The sequence below is a fragment of the Desertivirga xinjiangensis genome, from assembly GCF_024436435.1.
GTDB classification, from domain to species: Bacteria; Bacteroidota; Bacteroidia; order Sphingobacteriales; family Sphingobacteriaceae; genus Desertivirga; species Desertivirga xinjiangensis.
Genome location: NZ_JAFMZP010000001.1, coordinates 1089985 through 1114310, shown reverse-complemented (window position 1 = coordinate 1114310; position 24326 = coordinate 1089985). Strand labels below are relative to the sequence as shown.

At 42.7% G+C, this 24326-nt stretch carries 16 protein-coding genes; 2 read left to right on the top strand and 14 right to left on the bottom strand.

Translation table 11 applies throughout. The features are described 5' to 3' along the window. The first annotated feature begins 20 nt into the window (after positions 1-20). Positions 21-2645, top strand: coding sequence for a T9SS type A sorting domain-containing protein (locus tag J3P37_RS04625; protein WP_256009835.1), 2625 nt, complete (start codon positions 21-23; stop codon positions 2643-2645). Between the two features lie 10 nt (positions 2646-2655). On the opposite strand, the gene J3P37_RS04620 is transcribed toward J3P37_RS04625, so the two are convergent. The 14 genes from J3P37_RS04620 to J3P37_RS04555 all read right to left on the bottom strand — a co-directional run bounded on the left by J3P37_RS04620 (position 2656) and on the right by J3P37_RS04555 (position 23611). Beyond that, positions 2656-3570, bottom strand: a complete 915-nt coding sequence (locus J3P37_RS04620) for a pirin family protein (RefSeq protein WP_256009834.1) — start codon at positions 3568-3570, stop codon at positions 2656-2658. 29 nt (positions 3571-3599) lie between these two features. Continuing rightward, complete coding sequence (locus J3P37_RS04615) at positions 3600-3845, bottom strand: hypothetical protein (RefSeq protein WP_256009833.1); 246 nt, start codon at positions 3843-3845, stop codon at positions 3600-3602. A 51-nt stretch (positions 3846-3896) separates the two neighbouring features. Further along, positions 3897-4985 (bottom strand): mandelate racemase/muconate lactonizing enzyme family protein, encoded by a 1089-nt coding sequence (locus J3P37_RS04610; RefSeq protein WP_256009832.1) that lies wholly within the window; start codon positions 4983-4985, stop codon positions 3897-3899. A gap of 83 nt (positions 4986-5068) precedes the next feature. Then, complete coding sequence (locus J3P37_RS04605) at positions 5069-5791, bottom strand: peptidase associated/transthyretin-like domain-containing protein (protein ID WP_256009831.1); 723 nt, start codon at positions 5789-5791, stop codon at positions 5069-5071. A gap of 552 nt (positions 5792-6343) precedes the next feature. Further along, positions 6344-8497 carry an IPT/TIG domain-containing protein gene (locus J3P37_RS04600; protein WP_256009830.1) on the bottom strand — a complete coding sequence of 718 codons (2154 nt, stop codon included), beginning with the start codon at positions 8495-8497 and terminating at the stop codon, positions 6344-6346. A gap of 27 nt (positions 8498-8524) precedes the next feature. After that, the gene (locus tag J3P37_RS04595) at positions 8525-11782 is read right to left on the bottom strand and encodes a TonB-dependent receptor (RefSeq protein WP_256009829.1); all 3258 of its coding nucleotides are present in this window, start codon (positions 11780-11782) and stop codon (positions 8525-8527) included. Positions 11783-11813: 31 nt separating this feature from the next. Beyond that, the gene (locus J3P37_RS04590; protein WP_256009828.1) at positions 11814-12824 is read right to left on the bottom strand and encodes a fasciclin domain-containing protein; all 1011 of its coding nucleotides are present in this window, start codon (positions 12822-12824) and stop codon (positions 11814-11816) included. 1 nt (position 12825) lies between these two features. After that, a complete protein-coding gene (locus tag J3P37_RS04585) occupies positions 12826-14172 on the bottom strand; it encodes a fasciclin domain-containing protein (RefSeq protein ID WP_256009827.1) in 1347 nt (448 codons plus the stop codon). Between the two features lie 3 nt (positions 14173-14175). Then, the gene (locus J3P37_RS04580; protein ID WP_256009826.1) at positions 14176-15234 is read right to left on the bottom strand and encodes a fasciclin domain-containing protein; all 1059 of its coding nucleotides are present in this window, start codon (positions 15232-15234) and stop codon (positions 14176-14178) included. Between the two features lie 28 nt (positions 15235-15262). Then, complete coding sequence (locus tag J3P37_RS04575) at positions 15263-16468, bottom strand: hypothetical protein (RefSeq protein WP_256009825.1); 1206 nt, start codon at positions 16466-16468, stop codon at positions 15263-15265. Further along, a complete protein-coding gene (locus tag J3P37_RS04570) occupies positions 16468-18126 on the bottom strand; it encodes a DUF4397 domain-containing protein (RefSeq protein WP_256009824.1) in 1659 nt (552 codons plus the stop codon). The genes J3P37_RS04575 and J3P37_RS04570 overlap by 1 nt, the downstream gene beginning before the upstream one ends. An 80-nt stretch (positions 18127-18206) precedes the next feature. Further along, positions 18207-21701: a TonB-dependent receptor domain-containing protein gene (locus J3P37_RS04565; protein WP_256009823.1), complete on the bottom strand. Its 3495-nt coding sequence runs from the start codon at positions 21699-21701 to the stop codon at positions 18207-18209. A gap of 238 nt (positions 21702-21939) precedes the next feature. Further along, entirely contained in the window at positions 21940-22950 is a 1011-nt protein-coding gene (locus J3P37_RS04560; protein WP_256009822.1) for a FecR family protein, read from the bottom strand. Between the two features lie 67 nt (positions 22951-23017). Next, a complete protein-coding gene (locus J3P37_RS04555) occupies positions 23018-23611 on the bottom strand; it encodes an RNA polymerase sigma-70 factor (RefSeq protein WP_256009821.1) in 594 nt (197 codons plus the stop codon). Positions 23612-23875: 264 nt separating this feature from the next. Between J3P37_RS04555 and J3P37_RS04550 the strand changes: the two genes are divergently transcribed. Continuing rightward, positions 23876-24325: an SRPBCC family protein gene (locus tag J3P37_RS04550; protein WP_256009820.1), complete on the top strand. Its 450-nt coding sequence runs from the start codon at positions 23876-23878 to the stop codon at positions 24323-24325. Position 24326 lies beyond the last annotated feature (1 nt).

The following is a 24326-nucleotide window of genomic DNA, read 5'->3' as shown; positions in this document are numbered from 1 at the left end:
GGTAAATCCTTATTATACGCATGAATAGTTTTTTATCCTTCCGACACGGTGGATTGTTGACAGCTCTGTTAATATTTCTCTCTTTAACTCCCCTAAAATCCCAGACATGGCAGCCCTTAGGTCCTGATGATTTTAATCAACCCGCAAGTTCTATAAGTTATAACGACATAGTGGTTGATCAGAATGACAATGTCTATATTGCTTTTATAAATTCCGATAACAGAGCCTGTGTAAGAAAATTCGACGGAACGCGATGGAGCGACCTCGGTGCTTCACCAGTCTCTCCCGGCATTGCTACCTCGGTAAGCATTGCTGTCAGCGAAACGAACATCTATCTTGGTTATATTGACGGGAACCACGAAAATAAGGTCTCCGTAGTGATGTTCGATGGAAGCAATTGGATTCCGGTAGGAGCCCAAGGGTTTTCAACGGGTCCGGTTGAAGATCTTTCTCTGAGCGTCAACGAAAACATCCCGTATGTACTCTATAAAGAAAAAAGCAACTCAAAACCTACCTTAAAAAAATTCGAAAGCAATAACTGGTTTCCCGTAGGTACAGAGGGATTTACAGCGACCGCCATTAACCGACCTTCATTAGCATTTTTCGGCAATACCCCTTATGTAGCGTACGTGGATGCTATAACCAGCAAGGCCAGCGTAATGAAATTTTCAAATACCGCATGGACATATGTTGGGGAACCTTCTTTTTCAGCATCTAATGTCTGGAATACCCAGATCGTTTTCAGCGGTTCCGCTCCATACGTTGTTTATGAGGAAAGCATCGATCATAAAACTACAGTGATGAAGTTGGATGGGAACGACTGGGTTTCCGCCGGGTCGAAATTTGCTGACGGGAGGTATTTAGCTATGGATGCAAGCAGCAGCACTGTTTATTTACTGTATGCCAATGCTTCAAACGACGGCAGGCCAGAAGTTAAGAAATTTGACGGCTCTGGCTGGGTAGATGCCGGCAGTGAAGGCTTGCACAGCGAGTTAATGCAGCATTCATCTATTTATGTTCGCAACAATTCTCCATATATTCTTTTCCAGGATGCCGCGAATACCGGGCGTGCAAGAGTGCAGAAGCTGGAAAACAATAAATGGATTTCGCTTTGGGAAAAAGGAATTTCATCCGGAAGATCAAGATACAATTCAATCAGCTTTTCTGGCGAAACTCCCTACGTCGCTTTCTCTGATTCAGCATTAAACAGCAAGATCCGTGTCAAAAAGTTTGATGGTGCCTGGAATGATGTAGGTACAGCCGGTTTTTCAGAAGCGGCGGCCAGGTTTTGCGACATTGCTATAAGTAACAATACTCCGTACGTGGTTTATCAGGATGCATATAATAGTAACAAAGCCACTGTTATGTCGTTCAATGGGAGCAACTGGACTCCGGTGGGTAATTCAGGTTTTTCAACAGGAGCGGCTTCTTACACTTCCATTGCTGTGAACAATAATATCCCCTATGTAATTTTAAGGGATGAGGCTAATAACGGTAAAATCTCTGTACTGAAATTCGACGGATCAGGCTGGGACATGGTGGGTGGTGAAAGTGTAAGTGCAGGAGCTGCGAAAGTGAGCAGAATTGCTTTTAACAATAACATTCTCTATGTGGCTTTCATTGAGGAGAATGACCAGCAGGTGATAGTAAAAAAATATGACGGGAGTGTCTGGACGAGATTAGGCGCTGATCAATCACTATTTTCAGATGGAGAGGTAGACCTGGCTTTTAATCAAGGAATACCCTTTGTGGTTTTCAAGGATTATTCAGCTTCGCAGAAGGTTAGCGTAAAGAGTTTTGATGGTACTAACTGGCATTATGTCGGTACTGATGAGGGCATTTCAGGGACAGATGCACGTGCATTGAACATTGATTTTATTAATAACATACCCTATATTGGCTATGAAGACGGAGATGCCAGGTACAGGTTCACTGTAAAGAAATTTCAAGGAGGAGACTGGATTGACGCAGGTCAGCCTGGCTTTACTGCTTCAACGGTATTTCATCCGGTAATGGCAGCCAATTCCGGAAAACTCTATGCGGTTTACTCCGATTACACTACTTATGCCAGGGTTCTTACAGTAAGTGATGGTCCGCTTCCCGTGAGCCTGTTAAATTTTACTGCAATCAAACAAAAGGAACAGGTAAAACTCGCATGGACCACTCTTTGGGAATCTAACAACCAGGGTTTCATTCTTGAACGTGCCGTAAATAACGATTCATACACTACCCTGCTCCATATCAGGCCTAACCCAGGCTCGCAATATGTCTGCTATGATACAGAGCCAGCAAACGGCACCAATTATTACAGGTTAGTGCAGGTTGACAAAAATGGCACAAGCACGGTCCTGGGGACAAAGACAGTTTCTTTTGATCTTGACAAGACAGAGTTAAGGATCTTCCCAAATCCTTTGGTGGCAGCTGATAAACTGAACCTACAAGTTAATAATTATGGAAACAGGGAACTCCTGATCGGTATTTATACACTAAATGGATCTGTAATCCAGCAGGAAACTATAAAGACAAAACCGGGAGATAACGTTTACTCTTTTTATCTGAGAGACAGCTTATCTCCTGGTTCCTATATTATGACTATTTCAGGTGAAAACCGCTTTAAAAGGAGCTTTACCTTTATTAAACAATAAAGATCCTGGATTACGACAAGGCCTCGGGAGCAGGAGTACCCGCAGGCCCTCTTTTATCCTCGGGCAATGGAATAAACTCGTGGTTATCGTTTGGGGGCAGCAAAATTCTGCCCTCCATCCAATCGGCTTTAGCTTGTTCGATACGTTCCTTTCTGGATGATACAAAGTTCCACCAGATATGCCGGTGCCCTAAGTGCTCACCGCCCAGCAGCATCAGCACAGATGGCTCTTTGGCAATGATCATTGGATCAACGCCTTTCGTAAATACCAGTAACTGTCCTGCAGGATAAGTTACCCCCGATACTTCGATACTCCCCTTTGCGATATATACTCCCCTTTCCGAATGCTCCTGCGGTAGTCCGAAATGTGCGCTCTTCTGCAGTACAACATGGATATAAAACAGGGGCGAATGAGTTTTAACCTTATTGGTCAGACCATATGCATTCCCTGCAATCAACCTCATCCAAACGCCGGTATCCGTGAAAACCGGTAGTTCATCAGGCTGGTAATTATCGAAAGAAGGTTCAGCTTCTTCATCCTTTTCCGGCAGCGCCACCCAGGTTTGGATCAGTTCGAGACTTCCTCCGGCTAACACCGAGGGATCTTCAAAGCGTTCAGAATGAGAGATCCCCCGACCTGCTGTCATCCAGTTAACCTCCCCGGGGCGGATAACCTGCTGCACCCCCAAGCTATCACGGTGAGTAACCTGCCCACCAAATAAATAACTTACTGTAGAAAGACCGATATGCGGGTGTGGCAGCACGTCTATAGAAGAGGTCTGCGAAGGTTCTATCTCCACTGGCCCGGCATGGTCCATAAAAATGAAAGGTCCGATCATTCTGTGAAGGCGAAATGGGAGAATTCTTTTGACATCCATACCCGGTGCCAGCGAAGCTTTACGAGCTTCTATAACAATATCAAGCATAAGACAGATCTGTATGTGTGAATTTAAGCTTATTCTAGAAAAAACTGGCTAACAGTCAGACAAATGCCCCAGGCACATATTTTTTTTCTAGAGACAATCTTTTCCATACGTTTTGGAAACTCACCTAAAAGCCAGCTATAATACTCCTGACGTAATCTGGTAACCTCTGATATTCTGGCAGCAACCGGCTGATCTAGCCAAAATTGAACATCTAAAGAATCTTCTTCTTCACTCTGGACCTTCCTGGCAACCATTAACATTTTACGGTTTTTCATTCGCTAAAGCTTACTATAGATTATCGTAAATATAAGAAATTAAAAAGCCTATTATATAGCGATTTCCGTTAAAAGCTCATCAATAAAATTGAAGCCCCAGCCCGGACCTTCATGCGGGTAAGCGAATCCATCCCTTACCAGCATGGGTTGATCAATCAAAGGATCGATCCAGTCAAACGACTCAACACCTAAACCGTTTGGCACAGAACAAACCAGGGGAACATCGTAATCCTTATAATAATGTGGCAACACTGGCACATGATAACTATTAGCCAGGGCTGCACTTTCGCGCCATGCCTCAACGCTGCCAATGCGAAGCAGATCCGGCTGCCAGATGTCGATAGCTTTTCTTTGCAGTAAAGCAACTAAAGGCAGGGTATCGTACTCCCGTTCTCCCATGGCCAGCGAAATGCCGGTTTGCTGTTTAAGAGATTGATAACCATCAAAATTTTGATGATGCAAAGGCTCCTCAAACCAAAAGATATCCAGTTCTCTGGCTGCATTTGCCAGCTGGATCGCTGCAGGTAAGGTCATTCCCTGGTTAGCATCCATCATAATATTCACTTCCCTCCCTACTGCATTACGAACCAGTTTTAATCGCTCAAGGTCTGTGCGCCAGTTGGGGGAGCCGACCTTGATCTTAACGGCGCGAAAACCTCTCTCCACATAACCTGAAACCTCTTCAATCAGCTCGTCTACAGAGTATGAAATCCAGCCACCGCTGCCATATATAGAGCATTTGTCGCGATGAGTGCCCAAAATTTTATTGACAGGTTGTCCCAGATACTTTCCCCAGGCGTCCCACATGGCAATATTAATAGCCGCCTGAGCCCAGCGATTGATTCCCTGGTTTCCAAAATACTCCGACAGGTCATCAATTTTTTTAATCACCTTGCCTGTTTCGTGTGTCGCATAACCTTTTATATGAGGAAGCAAGTCCCTAAAAGCGCCTCGTATCGCTTCAGGCGAGTACTGAAAAGAAAGTAAATATGACTCACCTACAATGCCATTTTCAAGCTGAAGGCGAAGTACAAGGAAGGAAATTTCCTGAAGGGTATGTGTAGCGTCGGCAATTGGCTTTTTCAGCGCAGCAGTTGCTTTATATAATTTATAATCCCGGATGGTTATAGCGGAGCTCATTTTGATTTTCTTTAAATAAATTCCAAAGAAAGGAATACAGTTGGCATTCTGCAAGTGATTAATTGTCTTTTAGACAAGTTAAATTATTCCTGGCTGCTGGTGGGAGTTTTCTTGAATTCTTCATAGGATCTCTTAATATAATTAACAAGATCAAAGTCGTTCCAGGATCTCAGCTGTTCTGCCGTAGGCATATAGGCATCTTTAAAATCGAGAAGCTCATCATCTTTGATAGGAACGCTTCTTTTAATGGTTCCGTTGTTGAACCTGGAAGCAATTTCATAATATTCAAGCTCGCGTTCTGCATATTTGTGGAACCTTCTCGCCCTTTTCCCATCCTTACTAAGCAATTCATGAAAGAACGTCAACGGACTACCACCAAATGGTATCAAAAGTGCAAGCGGTGGTTTTCCTTTATAATAAATCCCTTTACTTCTGAACTGATCTTCCACCTCTTTCAGATCTTTTTTGAGCGTATTACCGTGCACCACTACTTCAGATAAAACATTTGATTGGCGAAGATTCACAATAAGGCTTGCGTAGGTATGCACAACTTGTTTATGCGAAAGGAAACCTATACAACGAATTTCAAGAGTGTCTCCCAGGGAGGCAGGAATAGTAAAGCCGCCGGAATTGTTTGAGCTGACTTTATCTTTACTGTTTAGATTGATCACTAAAGCCCCCACAAGTCTCGTACTTGTTCCGCGCTGCAAGACCACTCCCTGCACGGTTTGAGCCACAGCAGGTACCAGTGCTGCTAGTTGAAGCAGAACGACACACAGGAATGATGTAACCAGGCCCTTCTTCATTATGCGAAGCTAGGAATAATGAAGGGATTTAGAGGTCTTTACAGTGTCCTGTTTTTAATTTTAGCAAGCTCAGCTTTATACTTTTTAGAATCGCATAGTATAAATTTCTTGTAACTTGAACCAGCGCCAAAAGAAATGAATTTAGATTGGTTGTTTTGTTCAATGTTTTGCTTAATTGTCTCAATTGTTCTGTGACAGACTCCAGACCTAACATCTTACAAGTATTGTTCTAATCACAGTCATACCATCGTCTGAACACGCTTTAACAAACTATAGAGATCGTTATGAGATCTATTGGAAATGGTTTAGGACCTCATTGACTAATCCCGATGAAAAATCTAACCATTACCTTTATATCTCATATAAATTCTAAAGCGTGGTCAGGAGAAGATCAAAAGAAGGTCAGACGAAGGTGACATTTAACATAAATGCCGGTACTAATAGCCCGGCATTTATGTTAAAACGACATCTTACTTTCAAGCATTGCTAAGATGATCCAGTGCTTTTCACCACACCACCACTTTAACAAGCCATATTGAATTTTTACCTATTCTACTTCAAGAATATTTTTCTCACGGCGTTATTTTGCGCATCTAGAATATAGATATTACCCTCCTGATCAACAACCATATCATCCATAGAAGCAATTTTCGCTGTAGAAAGACTGCCATCTGCAAATCCATTCGTTAGTTTAGCCAAGGTCGAAACCTTTCGGCTGGCAATATCAATCTCTCTAATCGCATAGTTGAACCGGTCTCCGGCAATCAATTTCCCATTTCCGAACAATGCCAAACCATTAATACTATTGAATCTTGCCTGCGCTCCTGTTCCATCTACGTAACCGGCATCAGAATTACCAACCCAATTGGTTTCTCCAGAAACACGACTAATGGCATTACTGCTGCTTGTTCCCGCATCCACATAATATAGGTTTCCATTTGCGTCCACCGCCGGGCGGGCCATTGGCCAAAACGGACCTGCGATTTTTGAATATGCACCAGTAGTATTTACCTTATTCATCCCCGCATAAGCACTATTAATGTTCACATAAAGATTGCCTTCATTGTCAAATGTCATAAGGCCCGGCGAGAAGCCTGAAATATAAATGGTGTTTTGCCCTGAAGGGGTAATTTTCCTGATATGGTTACGTCCAATGTCCGACACGTATATATTATTTTGTTTATCGATCACGATTCCATACGGAGTATCAAAAATAATGTCGGCTCCATCTGCCTGTAATACACTTACCGTTCCATTTGGCGTAATCTTTTTTACAACTTTGTTCGACCTGTCTGTTACATAAACGTTACCGCTGTTATCTACCGCTATTCCGGCCATAAACCGGCCAAAGTCATTACTGTTAGGTCCACCGGCCAACGTCATTACACCGGCTCTTCTAAAGGGCTGCGGGGCTAAAGCTTCTTCAGCTCCGACAACTACCTTCAAATCTCCTGTCGTGAGGCCCTGCGGAGCATCTAGTGTTAAAGTATTTTCAGTCGCGGTTTTTACAGTAGACATTACTCCATTAAAATACACCCTGTTATTTGCTGCAATTGTACTGAAACCTGACCCTTTGATAGTGATCGCTGTGCCTGCCAAACCATTATCAGGACTTACTGAAACGATACCCAGGGTTTGATCTTTAAATTGGGGCCCTGCTGTTTCCTGGTCGTTTACTACAACACGAATAAGACCGGAGCCTGTACCACCTGGCACAACCAGCTTTATCTGACTTTCGCTGGCAGATTGAACAGGAACTAAAATATTATTAATGTAAACTTTGTTTTCATCCAATTCAGTACTGAAGAGAGAACCGGAAATGGTCATCTCAGCACCTTTGGGCCCACTTAAAGGGGTTACCATCTCAATTGAAGGTGGAGCAACCACGGTAAATATTGGCCCCGTAGTTTTTTGCCCATTGATATTAACCGATAAGGGTCCGGTCCGTACCCCATCAGGTGCAAGCACTACCAAATGGCTGTTATCGGCCTCCAGCACCCTCGCCGCCGTTCCATTAAATTCCACCAGGTTACCCTCGGCAAGTTCTTCAAAACCTGTACCTGTGATGGTTACTCTCGTATTCTTACCACCCGTTAAAGGTTTGATAGATGATATAGCCTGATATGTAAAGTTCTGGCCCTGCGCTTCTTTTCCATTCACCTTTACCATCACCGGCCCAAAACCAGCATCTTCTGGTACTTCTGCAACAATGATATTATCTGATAAACTTACAACAAGTGCAGGTTTACCATTAATAAAAACCGTAGCAGGTCCGTCTGTACTGCTGAATCCCTCTCCTGTAATCCTTATCTGAGAACCCGCGGGACCATTGGAGGGGAACACTGTGGTTACACTCAGGTCCTGATACGTGTAATGCCCTATTTCAAAGTTTTGCATATCATATTTCAGGCTAAGAGCACCGCTTACTCCTCCTTCGGGCATTCTAACCACCAGGGCTGTTGTGGTTGCACTGATAACCTCAACACTCTTCCCGGAAATGCTGGCAGAATATTGACTGATATCAGATCCAAACCCTTGTCCCTCAATGGTGACCAAAGTACCCGCATTACCACTATTAGGATAATAACCCGCTATCTTAAATTCTGCAACAGGTGCTTCTGTCTTATCTTTTTTACAAGCACCTATAAACGCCAGTAGAAACAGCATCATACTGATACTCAAATTCCATTTATGTTGAATAATCATATACATTTTAATTTTATGATTAAAATTTTAAAAGCTATATCTTAATCCCAATTGCATTTGGGTCCTTGATCCAAAATAATCGATGCTGTAAGGCTTACCAGGGTTATTAAAGGTAAAAACCGGATAATTATTTGCATTTTGTTGCGGAGGAAACAACACGGGTGTTAAGCCTACACTACTGGTGGAGTTAAATGTATTTGGTGAAAAATACTGAATTCCCCAACGCTTGTTGATCAGGTTAGTTATATTCATTACATCCACAGTAAAGCTTAACGATTGCGAATTATTTTTATTGATGAATAATTCGTGCGCCAAACGCAAATCAGCTTGAACATTCCAAAGCGTACGACCTTTATTACGCTCAGTATACATCCCTCTTCTGCTGCTCAGATATTCATTTCCATCAATAAATTCGTTAAATGCCACAGCTTGTTGTTCCGCAGTTTGTACTGGGGTGTTCTTAAAATAGTTAATAGCCTCTTCAGGCAGCGGGATATAACTTAAACTTACCTGTTGTGGCAGGCCCTGCGTACTCGCATTTACAATACCATAGGTAAAGGGGCTTCCTGATTGAGCGCTAAAAAACAAGTTGATATTTGTCTTGCCTGTTTTTTTCCATTCATGATTATAACTGATACTGGATACTATGCGGTGGCGGACATCAAAATTACTATAACTTAAGGACGGATTGTTTGGAATGAGAGATTGATTTAACTGCCAGTTGCTTTCCATAGAATTACGAACTCCATTGCTCAGGTCTTTTGATTCTCCATAAGTGTAGGAAGCACTGACATTTAACACTTTGCCCAATACTTTAGAAACAGTGCCTGTAAGGCTATAACGGTAACCTTCACTGGTATTGCTTAGCAAATAAACGTTCGAAAACTGCGGATCGACTGTTCCTCCATATACGGGCTGTTGCTTTTCCTTATCGTAACCATAATAAAGAGGGTTATCTTTAGTATTTAACTGTTGGAATAATACATCCTTTAAACTTTTCGTGTACATTCCTTCAATTGTAAAACGCCAGTTATTTTTTGTTTCGTAGTCTACTCCTAAGCTACCACGTAAAACCTGCGGCATAACAAATCCGTTATCAACCAAATCTACTTGTGTACGTCCGCTGTTTGGATTATTAATTACCGTTCCGTTTTGTTCAATAAAATCGCCAATACCATTCGGGCTTGGTTTGATGGGATCACTGCCTGGACTGAAAGGCTGCTGATCGGCCCTTTGATCGATAGCACCAAAACTATCTCCTGTATTATAATAAGCATAAGCCAGCCATGCAAATGGAATACGACCTGTAAACATCCCCAGACCTCCCCTGAAGATCAATTTCTGGTTGCCCAGCGCATCATACCTGAAACCTAATCTGGGCGACAATTGCGTCTTGTTTAGAAATTTATTCTGGATACGATTCAAAGGAGTATAGGAATAAGTAGTGCCAAAATTAGGATCGTCCATAATGTTACGAACCTTATTGCTTAAAGTTGGCATGGTAGGCAGGTGTACAAGGTCGGCCCTCATCCCCGGCGTAATGCGCAGTTTATCACTAACCCTGATTTCATCCTGCACATACACACTGTACATGTTTACATCAAAATCTGCTGCCGGATGATCGAGCAAATAGTCCCTGGTGTTGTTGGTATAGTTATAACTGCCCCTTACCCTGTTAGGGTTATTGGTGATAAAATCTTCTATGCTCTGGTAGTCTACACGGCCATTCCAGGCATTTACAAAACCATATTGGATAGCATACAGCTCATTGTGTGTACCCACTAAAAATTTATGGCGCCCTTTAGTCCAGTTCAGATTGGCTGTAAACTCCCAGGTTTGCTGTTTCATATTGAAGATACTTGCTTCACGATCTGTACCTAAATAGATGGTAGTACCGGGTGTGCGCCCCATGATCTGCACTTGCGGCAAAGTGGGATCGCTTAAAGGATCCCGGCTATCACTCACTCGTGTAAAGCCTATAAGCAAATTACCCGATAGCTGATTACCAAAACGGCTTTTTAATTCTGCAACGGTGCTGGTTTGATTGTTTTCCTGCTGGAAAGCCATACTGCTGAACCTAAAATCCTGCTGGTCGCGATCCATATGTGTAGCTTTACTAAAAATCGTATTATTTCTAACTGCTAACTGATGTTTATCGCTGATGTTCCAATCCAAACGGTTAAAGAATTTTTGAGATTTACTCCAGTTGGTATAAACGCCGGCGGTTCCCACGTCAAAAACACTCCCATATTGATTTTTTGCAGCATTTTCAATAGATTGAGCATCAGCAACGCTGAATATGTGACCTGTTTCTGCGGAGCCTGCAACAAGTTGAGTTGGATCCTGACGGTGGGTAACTTCCTCGTTACTGAAGAAGAATAATTTATTTTTAATAATTGGGAAACCGATACGGAAACCTGCCTGATAGTCCTGAAAATCGCTGTTCATCTTGCCGAGGCTACCTACACGATCATTACCTGTTATAGCTGCATTTCTGCCAAAACCGTATACTGAACCGCTTATTTTGTTGGTCCCGCTACGCGTAACAGCGTTGATAGATCCCCCGGTAAAATTTCCAATCTTAACATCAAACGGAGCAAGATAAACCTGCATGTCCTCTATTGCGTCCAAAGAAACAGGATTGGTCCTGGTACTGCTACCATTCATACCTGAAGTGCCGGTTTGCCCACCCAGTGAAGGACTAAAACCAATAGCATCGTTGTTGACCGCACCATCTATGGTTACATTATTGTATCGAAAATTTGTACCGCCGAAACTATTATCACGACTTCCCTGAGCCGTTAAACGGGTAATATCAGTAATGCTTCGGGAAATAGTAGGCATATTTTTCACCTGCTCTCCACTGATATTTTTACCTGTCCCGTAGTTATTTGCATTTTGCCGGCCGGTACTTCTTGCAGAAACTACTACAGTATTTAATTCCTGGGTATTCTCTTCCAAAAGGAAGTTGAGTTGCTGCGTTCCACCCAAACGAACGGCTACATCGTTACTTACGGCGCTTTTCATCCCCAAAGTTGAAGCTGTTACCATATAAGGTGCACCAATACGCAAATTATTCAGGAAATACCGGCCATCTGCATCGGTAGAGATGGCATAACGTGTACCTGAGGGAGTGTGAACGGCAACTATAGTTGCTCCGGGTATAGCTTCTCCCCTGGCATCTTTGACTTGCCCGGCTAACGAACCACTCGTTTCTTGAGCCAAGCTGTAAAGCGACACCAATATCAGCACGCATAGCATGCCCAGTGAATATATATTCTTCATTTTTACTCTTAATTATTTATGCTTTTACCTGTTATTGGGTAATACGCAACGCTCCATCAATAATATGTAATACGCCATTGCCGGTCAGGATATCTTGTTTAACTAATTTTGAATCAGTTGTATTTCCAGTTCCCTTAAGGGTAATTCCGCTAAAGCTTCCAGGGCCATTGCTGTCTGGAACCAAATGGATGTTCACTGAATTGCCGTCCAGCATAGCCTGGCGACTTGTGTTAGATGGTCCTGTACTTAAAATGTAATCGTAAATAAATCTCCGGTCTTTAACAATATGATAGTTTACCATATCTTTCAGCAGTTTAGGATCGGTAGCCGAAATTTGTTCTATACTACTGTAACCAAGCGCCTGCATAGCAGCATTATTTGGCGCAAAGACAGTATAAGGACCCTCGGCACTTATCACATCCATCAATCCGGCTACTTTGACCGCCTGGGTAAAGAGCGTAATATTGGATTCTGCTGCGATGGCATCAGTCAGCACATCGTGCAGATAAGGAGTCAGCACCCGGTTCAATACCTGGATCAGACCATTGGAAGCCGGAACATTTTGAGCTAAGACCCTGGATCCGTTGATGGTAAGGATCGTATCCTGCCCTTTAACCCAATGCGTGGCATATAGTTTCCCTCCCCTGGAACGCAGTTCCTGGTTGAACAAAAATGGTAGTCTGTTCAGTTCGTACTTTCCGTCCAGCGTATGATACCTGGCAATGTGCGAAACTATGGCCGGATCGGCAGTCATTACCCCTACGGCTCCGTTATAACCGGCCTTCCCGAATGCCACATCCGAAGGCGCCAACGTGGTATAAGGTCCAGCGCCGTTTTGTAATTCCCGATCCAGCTGACTACGCTGCAAAGTTGCGCTAAACGCCGAAAGATTGAAATTATCCGCAATTACCAGGTTGATCTTGTTGTTATCATAGTCAGATAGCCCCTGTTCGTTTTTGCTGCAAGAGGATCCGAGCAGGACGACCAGGAAAAGAGACCATACTTTTTTGCTATGTTGGTGTAGAGAAATACGCTGTGTCATATTAAAATAGTTTAAATCCCTTCGGGATAAGTAGCTGATCTATGACATGAATAGGCCCATTGAGCGTATTGATGTCGGCCTCCACTATTGTTGCCGCCGGCCTATCGGAGCCGGGGACCTGGATCTGAATCTTGTTGTTAATTATTGAAAATGCAAGCGGCATTTTATATGCGTATATAGGTTGAGCACTTCCACCAATATTCACCATATAGTTTTGCAATGAAGTGTTTAGATCGTTGGAGTAAAATACCGTGGCATTGTTGCGTGCAAGTCCATAACTCGGATCTTTAGGGGCGAAGAAGCGCCCCCAATCACGATGGAAATTCATTATTGTATCCAATGGATAACCACCCGTTGCCTGATACGTGTTCTCATCAAAGAATGCATTACCCCGTTCTTCATTAAATCTTAGAATATCTGCTACAGTCTGAAATCCTGCCTTATGGAAAGCATCATCAGTGGGAACAAATAATGTTGATATCACGATATTTGGAGCAGAATAACCATAATCGATAAATTCCATATCCTCGTCATAATACAAGCGCTCATAAGCAAAATCTCTTTTGATTTCCTCCTTTTCTGGCCTGTAACCAAATAACGGTTCTATTCCATCACCTATTTTTCCAAGGTACATTTCATCTGTAAGTCGCTGGGATTCCAGGTACATCGTAAATCTTCCATCTTCCCTGAGTACCTGCAATTTAGTTTTAGTCGGTTTTTCGATTGTTTTTCCGAGGATAAATAAGGCGCCATTTTTGGCTGCAGAATAGCTAAGCTTCCCGGTGTTTTTTCCATTAACCAGCAAATCCCCAGCAGCAACGGCCATGTAGTTTCTGTAGAAATAATGATCGTATCCTCCAGGATAAGAATCTGGGTTCTCAAAATGCTCAACATACAGCCCGGGATGCTGCAGCATACTTTTCACTACATAATTATCACTCCTGTTTTTCAATACATTAGCATCGAGTTTACCTATAGATGTGTAAAACAGAAGCAAATTATCCAGTTCATCCATTGGCATTTGCCGAATGACCGCACTTGTTAATCCCGCCGCCTGCATGGCTGCGTCGTCAGGAGCAAATATTGTAAAGTCAAACTTACTGCCCTTTGCTGCGATTTCGTTCTTTAAATTACTTTTCTGCCAGGCTTCGTAATAGATCTCTGCATCAGAGGCCGCCAGCAACTGTTCTACCGTTTGCGTAGCTGTTTCCTCAAAAGGCACTTGCACGCCTTCAGGATCCGGTAAAAACTCTGTTTTACTACATGCAGCCATGCCGAATAACAACAGCGCCAGCGGTAGTATAAACAGAGAGTGTTCTATATTTTTTAAAATATCTTTTTTCATCATGTATTAGTTTTTATACGCTTGTTCAGGGCTGACCAATCCAGTTCCGAGATGATGAACCAAACCATTACTACATAAATTATCATTCTTTGCAATCAGCGGACTATGTGCAGTCTTTACAATCCAGTCTAAAGGTCCGCCGCCCGTCCTTAAGATGAGCTCATATCCCCAGTCCGAATTGTAATCACCAAAAATTTCCATTTGGTGGGTATCATTCTTTAGTAAATATTTGTACCTCCCATTGGAATTAATCGCTTCAAAGAGCCGCAGATCGTTTACAAAAAAATGTCTATTGTAAAGCAAGTAGCATCCAAAGAGCAAATCGCCCTTATACAGCGAAGTGTCCATATCTCTGATGGATTCCAGATTAATTCCCACTTCTTGTAACGCATCGTTGTCTGGTGCAAAAATGGTAAAGGGTCCAGATGTAGTCAATTGCTCCCAGAGATTGAACTTCTTGAGTCCCGCAACAAAAACGCTGTATTCTGCATGCTGCTCCAGCCATTGTGCGGTTGTTGTTTGGAATGCCGGCTTCATCACTTTTTCCAATACATGTAGTACGCCGTTAGCGAGTACAACATCTTTACGGGAAGCTAATGCTCCGCTAAAATAAAGGGTATTGCCTGCTGGACCGCCATTTGCATTCAACGAAGCCAGTGAAGTATATAATTCCGTCCCTTCTAAAGTAGCATATCGCACATCCACCCCATTGGCAGGTACATCACTCGTTCTAAGCCTTCTGGGGAGAATATGATAGCCAATCAGCCTTTTAAGACTATCCGCATCTATGCGGTCAAAATCAGAAGGATAGTATATACCCAATCCATTGAATGCTGCATTGGTTGGCGCTAATACAGTGAAGGGGCCGGGTCCATTGAGTTGTTCTTTGTAACCTGACTTTTCGATAGCCGCAAAAAACAGACTCGTTTCATAATTATTTTTCACGAAATCTGCTGCAGGCCGAATGTTCTCATTAGGCTTGATGACGGATAATTCATCATGCTTACATGCCAACAGGCCACAGAAGGACACTGCCAGCAACCATAAATATTTTAAGTTTTTCATCTTTCCTTTGAATTTACAATTCGGTGAATCAATAAATCGGAGGTGCATATTTCCGCTGGATTGTTGTCAGGTATACCTCGCCATTCACAACTTCAATGGTATTAACTGTTGCAAATGTTTTAGGATTATAAGTACCAGAATGAATGTTTACCAGCAAATTGGGAAGTAGCGCCCCGTTATCATTGCTAGTCAGTCCTGTCTGTCCTTTGGCCAGGCAGTTGACCGCCGCCCAATTTCCTCCGTTATCAATAGAACTGTGATAAAAGGGATTGTTAGCGATGTCCATACCAGGAGTAAAGAAATCGAAACGCTGCCAAATATCTGTCTTTATGCCATCGGATTTGCCGCTCGCCCAGACGGGGAAACTCACATAAGAATTTACCACCCCGGTTGTCGTGTTTAACTTGACATTGCTGACGTATTTCCCTTTATATCCAGAAACTGTCTCACCCAGATGGCTTAAATTCGATTCAGTTTCATAGAGTGTGAGAAAGACATTCATCTCATCTCTCATCCCACCTTGAAAACTCTTTAAACGATAATTATCGGCCTTCAGGGACTTGTCTGCCTCCCAGTATCCCTTTGCGCTCATGTTATAAAAGTTGACATAAGCAAGGGAATCAGACAAAGGCAGCTTATGAAAATTCTCCTGACGTAAGAGAATGCCGCTGCGTTTGGTCACAAAATCTTTCTGCAGCAAATGCAGGGTATAAACTTCTTTAACCGAAAGATCTATGACAGTGTCAACCAAAATATCTTTCTTGAGATGATTCTCCAGCTGAAAGAAAGGAACCGTATTTTTGGGACGATAAACAAACATAATCCTCAGTTTGCCAGAAGGCACCTGAGCCCAGCTGCTTAGATCAAAGCCGTTCAATACAGGCCCAACCAATACATTCTCCTTGCCGGGGTATTCAGGATTATTTACAGAAATGCTGGTACCGACATGAGACGGATACGGAGGTGCATAGGCTGCCCGCTTATCCAAAAAATCGCCTACGATCCCAGCACTGACCGGCATTCCGCTGTCGTCAAGCACCGGATTAATGAGCATACAAAAAAATGGCACCTTATCATCTTTGCTGCCAAGTGTTTGCACATAGTTTATATTATTGAAGACCCTCAGATATGCAGGTTCGTCTATCTTGCTGTATTCTACTTTCACACAACCAGCCGAAAACAAGCTGAGAAACCCTAAAATGAAAAGGTAAGTATCTAAAAATTGCTTCTTCATTATTTGTTATGTTTGACAATGATCATTTTTGCCTTAAGCAGCGGACTGACATCAGTGCCGGACCGACCAATTAGAGCGACCGTAAAAATTCCCGGTTCGTGTACCGGAACTGCCCTGCCAGCATTTTGGTAAAGTGCCTTGTTGGCGATGAATGCTTCACTTTTAAGCGGTTCAATATCCTGTGCCCAGATACCTGGAACTACATTTGGCTTAGAACGATAAGCCATCAACTGGTAGGCCTGCTCGTCGAAGAATTTGAAGATATTGGGTCTTTCAAATAGTGGAACACCTGGCTGCAGATTCAGTCCCGCATTTAGGTTATCACTGTTTCCTGCAACCGACTGTCCGTTGTCCTGAGTAAAAGTTATGTAAGGGTTGCCGACCGAAAGGTTTAGAAAACGGCTTTGAAAAAAGTACTTATACTGATCCCTGCTGAATGTTCCATCTTCCTGCGCTTTTTCACTATTAAATCTCGAACCACTCAGATCATTGGCTACAATCAGCAGTTTTGCTTTACCAGGGGCATCGGGGTATAGCCAGGCAGTATAGTTCTGTGCTGCACGTAATTCCTGTTCCGTAGTGGCAATCACCTGGCCCGCCTCATCCAGCGCTTCTATTTTGTGCTTACCCTGGATCAGGATACTATATGCACCGGCAGAACCGAAAGAAAGCAATTCACCTAAAGGTTTACCATCTATGCGAAAGCTAAAGTTTCGTGCATCAAAAGCATTAACAGCCTGCAGTCTGAAGTAGGTATTATTAACCGGAGCACTGTTGTCGGACACAATCTGAAAGGAATTTTGATAAGTGTTAGATGTTTCATCCATTTCATTAACCAGGTAACGAAATTGCTGGGGTGCCACCACAATAGTGTAGATGCCTCCCGGCTGGTACGTCTGTATAGGCGCATAGGTAAGATCACTGGATCTTGCTGAACCGATTGGAAGAGTTGAAGTAGGTGGATCTATGATCGATGTTGCGTACAGTTCAGAGCCAAGCGCTGGCATTTGACGACCGTCTTGCATAAGCATCTTAAACTGGTACGTCCCGTAAGGCAATTCAATGTATTCGGATGCCCTGGTAAGACTGCTGACATTATTTGTTTTCGCATTAACCAGGGTACCATCAGCATATGCAAGCGACACGCCACCAGTCAGATCTTCCAGTTTGCCATTGAAATTGACCACCTGATTTTTAATGTTACCAGAAAGGTTAACCACTCTGATTTTGAAATGATCCGGCTTTGACGGTGCTGTCACCCCTCTGGGAATCGCGACCACATCAGGTTGATCTTCCATGAAGGAGGTGGGCATAATATAATAATCAGTTGGACTTATATAGCTGTTAGCGACCTGAAATTTCAGGTCTTCATCTCCAATCCCCTGGTAATTTCTCGTACTAAGATCCAGTTCCAGGGTCTCATTACTGTCAAACAAATCCCGGGGAATGAACCATGTCTTACCTAAGCTCCCAGTCGCCGGAAAGTAATCCGTTCCCAGGGATTTGTCTACATCAGGATCCAGGGGATTATGTACAGTAAAAGCTGTTAAAGTATCGCCATTTGCTATAACCTGACCATAGCCTGCGAGGTTAACCAAACGGGCCGTAGAATTCGCTCGATTAACAGTCACCGCGCGATTATCTGATTCAAAATCCATCTTATCTTTTTTGCAGGACAGAAAGAGGAAAAACATCAGTGCAGCACAAAGACTAAAAGATCTGTAATTTATCATATTCATTACTTTAGAAGATTGTAGGTAAAGCCCATCATAATTTCGGCTCCCCGGGTGAAACTTCTATTTATGTATTCCTTTCCATACCATTTACCACCCGTTTGAGGATTAGCATAAACAGTTTTGACTTTAGGGTTAAGGATGTTTTTAGCGTATCCTTTGAACTTTATGTTTTTAGTAAGACGCTGAGAAAATACGAAATCCAGGGTAGGCACTGGCATGGTATACAAGTCGGGTTCGCCTGTCAAGTTGATTTGCACTAAGCGCTCTCCTACCATGTTAAAAGTTGTAGTAAAATCAGAACCCGATTTTGTGTTTGCATAATTTAACCAGGCATTAACAGAGTAAGGTGCCTGTTCAAAAAGCGGACTATTCTTGGGCGTATAGCGATCAAGTGAACGAATCGCCTCATATCGCTGAGGTGTTTTTTTGATTTCACTCTGTGCCAGTAACAAGTTGGATCCCATATAAAAATTCTTCAAAGAATGCGACATGAATCCCAGGCTCTTCACCAGTTCCAATTCAATTCCCCACACCTTACCTACGTTAGGATCGTTCTGAAACTGAATGGTAGGAAACTCCGGGTACGTGGCCGCTAAACCTGCAGTTTGCAGACTGAATACTTTTACCAGCTGATCTTCAATACGTTTTCCAAAGACCGAAAAGGCCAGCACCTCGCCTTTTCCAGGAAACCATTCCCATCTGAAATCCAGGTTTTGAGTGAACTGGTTCTTTAAATTCGGATTCCCCACAACCAGCCCCATTTGGAAGGCGTCAAATTCGAATACGTTAGTAATTTCCCGTAACTCCGGCCTGGCCAGTGTGGTATTATATGCCGTACGGAAATTCATGTTTTTGTTCAACGTGTACGTCGCATTCACAGAGTAGAAAGGTTTATAATCTGTTTTATACACAGAATTTGGATTGATTGGATTCAAAGGGATGCTGCCGCCATCAACAGTTAGTGAAGGGTCTAAAAACACACCGGCGGTATCAACTGAGGAGCCAATATTTGTCATTTCAAAACGCACTCCACCTGTAAAACGCAGATTTTCGGTAAGTTTTAAATCAGCCATGCCGTAAAAAGCATTCGTTTCGAAATAGCCTTTATAATTATTAGGCGATTTTTTACTGTTATATAGGAAACCACCAACCGGCATCATTCCCTCACCTTGGTTGGCCGATGGAGACTTAACACCTATGATCTGGCTGCTTACCAAACGGTCCAGGTCTCCTTCCACATCATATAGTGGAATTGCTTTATTGCCGGCAAAATTAGATCCAGGCAGAAATAATTGGTTTTCAGTAAAGGTTCTGTCTCTAAACAGGTAATTCACTCCTGTTTTAAACTGCTGTGTTTGCCCCAAGAATTTAAATGGAATATTTAAGTCAGCTTTATAGTTGTAGTTTTGTTCGTCCAGATTGCGCCATCTTCGTCCGTTTGGCTCTGCCTGCATAATGCCATAGGTACCGAAACCATTCACGTAGCCAGAAGTAAGGGCATAAAGATGCTTAGTGTAGGTAGGCTCAGGGGGTAAATTACCGGCACCTACAGTTGGCCTGTTGTACCAACCGCCACCTCTTGGCATATAATCAGCTAAACTGGCAAAACGAAAATCCGGATCATTCTGCTTAGACCGGGAGCTGGCTACATTATAGCTTAAACGGGGTGAAAGTTCTTTGCTAAAGAATTTATGTTCTCCCTGCAGGTTAAAAGTATTGAGATTGCGAAAGGTTTGCTTTAAAGAGTTCGTAGTTGTGTAAACCTCTCCTGGCAGTCCTGTGTATTCATAACGCCCTGCCAGATTGGTCGCCTTACTTTCGCCGCCCCAGCTGCCGAGGTATTGCATACTGATTTCATGTCGGGCATTAAAGCGATAACTCAAACCTGCCAGTGTACCATAGTTCAGCGTTTCAACACCCGTGTTCTCTTTATAGGTTTGATATTTCCCCATAAATAGACTGTTAGGAGTAATGTAGTTAGGGATATTGCGAGGACTGAAGACATCCGGATTTCCGGTAACTACACCCTGATAAATACTGTATTGGGTTAAATCGCCTCCGCTGATATCCGTAATCCGACTATAATAGTTGGCGCCCAGTATCAAACCAACTTTATGTTTTTTAAACACATCGAAACTGTTGCCATAAGTAGCAGAATACAATTGATTTAAAGGCGCTTTTTTATACCTGGTGGTCATTACCGGATCAAAAGATTGCATGATCTTATTGATCCTGTTAACTTCCTGGTAAGCAGTGGGACTATAATTGCTGTTAGCAATCATACTTTGTATAGACCCTAACCCCGATGGATACTGAGTGGCCAGGTTCTTAAAATCGGCACTAAGGTTTTTGTCATTAATTTTGTTTCCAAAAGCTCCCATGTTACTGTTCCAGAAACTATTAAACTGTCCGTTCATTCCTACATTAGAGTTGAGACCAGATTGTACTATAATTTCGAACGTCTCTTTTTCGGGGACAGATTTAGTTTTTAATTCAACAATACCTGCAGCCGCATCAGCCGGCTTATCCGGACTAACCGTTTTATAAATCGTAATATTATCTAACAAAGAAGCGGGTACCAGATCCAGGGGAATAGTACTACGGTCAGGATCAGAAGAAGCTAAACGAACGCCATTCAACTGGCCGATCACACTCCGATCGCCGAGCCCCCGGATAGCCACATATTTATCATCAGTGACGGTTACACCGGAAACACGTTGTAAGGCCTGGGTGGTAGTGATACTTCCTGTTTTCTCGATCAATTGAGAGGAAATTGCGTCTTGTATGATCGACGAATTTTTCCGTTCTTCCAGAACCGCAATATCTGTGTTGCTTTTTCGTCTGGCCATTACAACCACTTCGCCCAACTGGCTGGAAGAAACCGTTAATGGAATTCTTATATCTTTGCTGTCAGCATTTACCCTGACCTCCTTTACGTGGTAACCCAGATAAGACACGATTAAGGTTGCACCACCTTCGGGTATAGAAAGGCTGAATTTACCGTTCACATCTGTAGCCGTCCTTGCTGTCCCGCCTTTTACACTTATTCCTACACCAATTAATGTTTCGCCCGTTTTTGCATCTACCACAACACCGGTAACTATAATGGGCACCGTTTTTTTTGTAACGACAACATAGCCTTCCACCAGCTTATACTGTAGATTGGTATTAGCAAATATCCTGTTCAGGGCATCGGCTATCGTTATTTCGGCTGCGTTGATAGTTACCTTTTTTTGGACACCATTGAGTAGCCCTATCTGAGCATTAATTTGAATATTACTCGCTTTCTCAACTATAGATAAACTATTGCCGACACTTGCATTTTCGAGTTCTAATTTGATTTTTTGGTTGAGATTCTGTCCGATTACAGTATTGGCACAGACTAAACCAACGAACGTTAATTTGATAGCTATCAGAATAAACGAGCACTTCATAAAGAAATTTATTTTACCTTCGAGCAGATTCTTACCGGCCACCTGCATATATTTCTTTAGCATGTTTTGCACAACACAATGAGGTTGCATCCTACGCTGAAAAGAAACATGCAGATGTAATACTTTTTGCATATTTTTGATCATTATGGGTTTTCGCCTATGGCGGATATCTGTTATTATTTTATCGCTGGACTGATCCGTCGTCGAAAACAACCAGTCCTTCGATGTTATACGCGTCCCCTATATCTTTGGGGGACGTTGTTTGTTTCGGTCAAAGTTTTACATCCTCTATCCTTTCTGCTTAATTTATTATGATTTGGTTTTCATGAATCCGATAGGTAAACTGACCAGAAGTGCTAAGCATTTTTATTACCCGGTTAATGGGAATATCTGCAGTCAAGTTCACTTTCATCAGCTTTTGAGCGGTAGCCTGGTTTTTAATATCGATGTCTACATTGTACCATCGTTCAAGAATGGCAGTAACATCCGAAAGCCGGGTCTTGCTGAACACGAGCCTGCCCTTTTTCCAGCCTTCAATATCATCTACTGAAACATTCGCCAATTCCTTCCGCTGCAGCAGTTCGTCCCAGATTACCTGCTGACCGGGCAATAACAATGCAATAGCTTGTGCCTTACTACCAACCTTTCTGTCAACCCTTACCTTTCCAGTGCTAACCTGCACACTCATTGGATGTCCCTCAAAGGCCTGGACTTTAAAAGATGTTCCTAAAACTCGTGTTTGAATTGTTCCGGTTTTAATGACAAATGGTTTAGCCGGATTTTTCGTAACCTCAAAAAAGGCTTCACCTTCAAGTTCTACCGTCCTGTCTTTTTCATTGAAGTTTTGAGCAAAGCGTAGCCTGCTTGCTGCACCTAAATGCACGACCGAGCTATCAGGCAAAGTAAGGACAGTTCGCTGCCCTCTTGGATTGGTCTTTTCTATAAATGCAATGTGCGCAGGTTCTTTTTTATCTTGTTTATTGATTGCCCATATTCCTGCTCCAAGCATTACTATTAGCCATACTGCCGCATATCGCCACAGCCCCGGCCTTCTGAACATTGGCAATACTTGTGGTTGGCTTAGCTCATCCTGGTAAATCCGCTGTTCCATCATCTTTTTCCAGCGGTCCATCTGCTCAGAATCAGTTTGATCAGATCTGCTTAGTCCTGCCCAATCCTCTTCAAATACCTCGTCAAAGATGTTGGCGGTATCTTCCCTGCGAAGATGTTTACGTATTTGCTGTAACTCAGCTGGTGTGCAGTTACCATCCAGGTACTTCTTTACAAGCGATTTGTCTATGCCCGAACTCATAATATTATCCTACTTAAATACAAGACACTACTTGTATAAGGGCAGGGTGAGCCGGGAGGAAAAAAAATCAGAAAAGAATAAAAAAGAGCAGGCTGATCGTTACATCGATATGGTCATTCATGTTTTCTCTCAAAAATTTCAGAGAAACCAACATTTGGGTTTTTATAGTATTAATAGACAGGTTCATGTCTTTGGCAATTTGGGGATAGGTCATATTTTCTTCCCGGCTCAACTTAAAGATCTTTTTACGTTGGGGACTCAACTGGGCTACCTTTGACTGATATATTTTTTCGAGTTCCTTATATTCCAAATTGTGATCTGGGGCCGGAATTGCCGAAGCGGGAACTTCTGAAAGGTTATCGATGCTTACAGTTATCAGTTCATTTTTACGGATATGGTTAAAGACAACGTTTTTCATGGCACTGAAAAGATACCTGTCCACATTGCCTTTGATTTCCAGGCTGCCCCTTTTTTTCCAGATGTTGTGCATAAGATCCATAGCCAGCTCTTCTGCTACAGCACTATCTTTAACATACTTTATTGAAAAACTGTATAATAATGCAAAGTAACGTTCGAACAACTGATTAAAAGCTCTCATGTTGTCTTTGCTACATTCCTGTATCAATTGCTGGTCTGAAAGTTCGGCATAATCTATTGTCATCTGCGGTATATCCTATCCGCGTGCAAAACTATTAGTGCAAAACTTACTTAAAATTACTTTAATGTTAAGTTATAGAGAAGACAAATGTGGGGGCCTGTCGTAAATAACTTATAATTTGTCGCATGCTCCCCCCTTCAGTATTTGTTTATAGTTCCATCTTTGTTAGGCCGGTCAGTAAAGTAGATAAGGCAGTGGAGCAGCTACCACATAAAAACGGGCGAACCGAAAAGCCAGACGAGTAGGAACAACCAAAAAATGAATTTTATGTCAGACAACAAAGTTTCATTACACAGAGTAATTAAAGCTTCTCCTGAAAAACTGTACAGGGCCTTTACCGAAGCCCTGGCGATTGCCTCATGGTTGCCTCCCTATGGATTTCTTTGTACGGTACATGAAATGAACGTACAGGTAGGCGGCAATTTCAGGATGTCATTTCAGAATTTTACTACAGGTAACAGCCAATCGTTTGGCGGCGAGTATGTAGAGCTAAAACTTAACGAGTTCCTGAAGTATACAGACAAATTTGATGATCCTAACCTCCCTGGAGTAATGACTACATCCGTCTGGCTTCAAAAAACATCCGTAGGAACGGAACTGAAAGTGATTCAGGAAGGGATCCCCGATGTTATACCTGCCGAAATGTGTTATCTTGGATGGCAGGAATCCCTGGAAAAGCTGACCAGGCTTGTAGAGCCAGAAATACCGGATGCTTAAA

What these genes read in the sequence shown, in the direction of transcription:
- J3P37_RS04575 (WP_256009825.1), bottom strand. Translation starts at nt 16,468, where the DNA reads ATGAAGAAGCAATTTTTAGATACTTACCTTTTCATTTTAGGGTTTCTC.
- J3P37_RS04555 (WP_256009821.1), bottom strand. Translation starts at nt 23,611, where the DNA reads ATGACAATAGATTATGCCGAACTTTCAGACCAGCAATTGATACAGGAA.
- J3P37_RS04605 (WP_256009831.1), bottom strand. Translation starts at nt 5,791, where the DNA reads ATGAAGAAGGGCCTGGTTACATCATTCCTGTGTGTCGTTCTGCTTCAA.
- J3P37_RS04550 (WP_256009820.1), top strand. Translation starts at nt 23,876, where the DNA reads ATGTCAGACAACAAAGTTTCATTACACAGAGTAATTAAAGCTTCTCCT.
- J3P37_RS04590 (WP_256009828.1), bottom strand. Translation starts at nt 12,824, where the DNA reads ATGACACAGCGTATTTCTCTACACCAACATAGCAAAAAAGTATGGTCT.
- J3P37_RS04610 (WP_256009832.1), bottom strand. Translation starts at nt 4,985, where the DNA reads ATGAGCTCCGCTATAACCATCCGGGATTATAAATTATATAAAGCAACT.
- J3P37_RS04620 (WP_256009834.1), bottom strand. Translation starts at nt 3,570, where the DNA reads ATGCTTGATATTGTTATAGAAGCTCGTAAAGCTTCGCTGGCACCGGGT.
- J3P37_RS04565 (WP_256009823.1), bottom strand. Translation starts at nt 21,701, where the DNA reads ATGCTAAAGAAATATATGCAGGTGGCCGGTAAGAATCTGCTCGAAGGT.
- J3P37_RS04595 (WP_256009829.1), bottom strand. Translation starts at nt 11,782, where the DNA reads ATGAAGAATATATATTCACTGGGCATGCTATGCGTGCTGATATTGGTG.
- J3P37_RS04570 (WP_256009824.1), bottom strand. Translation starts at nt 18,126, where the DNA reads ATGGATTTTGAATCAGATAATCGCGCGGTGACTGTTAATCGAGCGAAT.
- J3P37_RS04585 (WP_256009827.1), bottom strand. Translation starts at nt 14,172, where the DNA reads ATGATGAAAAAAGATATTTTAAAAAATATAGAACACTCTCTGTTTATA.
- J3P37_RS04560 (WP_256009822.1), bottom strand. Translation starts at nt 22,950, where the DNA reads ATGAGTTCGGGCATAGACAAATCGCTTGTAAAGAAGTACCTGGATGGT.
- J3P37_RS04625 (WP_256009835.1), top strand. Translation starts at nt 21, where the DNA reads ATGAATAGTTTTTTATCCTTCCGACACGGTGGATTGTTGACAGCTCTG.
- J3P37_RS04615 (WP_256009833.1), bottom strand. Translation starts at nt 3,845, where the DNA reads ATGAAAAACCGTAAAATGTTAATGGTTGCCAGGAAGGTCCAGAGTGAA.
- J3P37_RS04580 (WP_256009826.1), bottom strand. Translation starts at nt 15,234, where the DNA reads ATGAAAAACTTAAAATATTTATGGTTGCTGGCAGTGTCCTTCTGTGGC.
- J3P37_RS04600 (WP_256009830.1), bottom strand. Translation starts at nt 8,497, where the DNA reads ATGATTATTCAACATAAATGGAATTTGAGTATCAGTATGATGCTGTTT.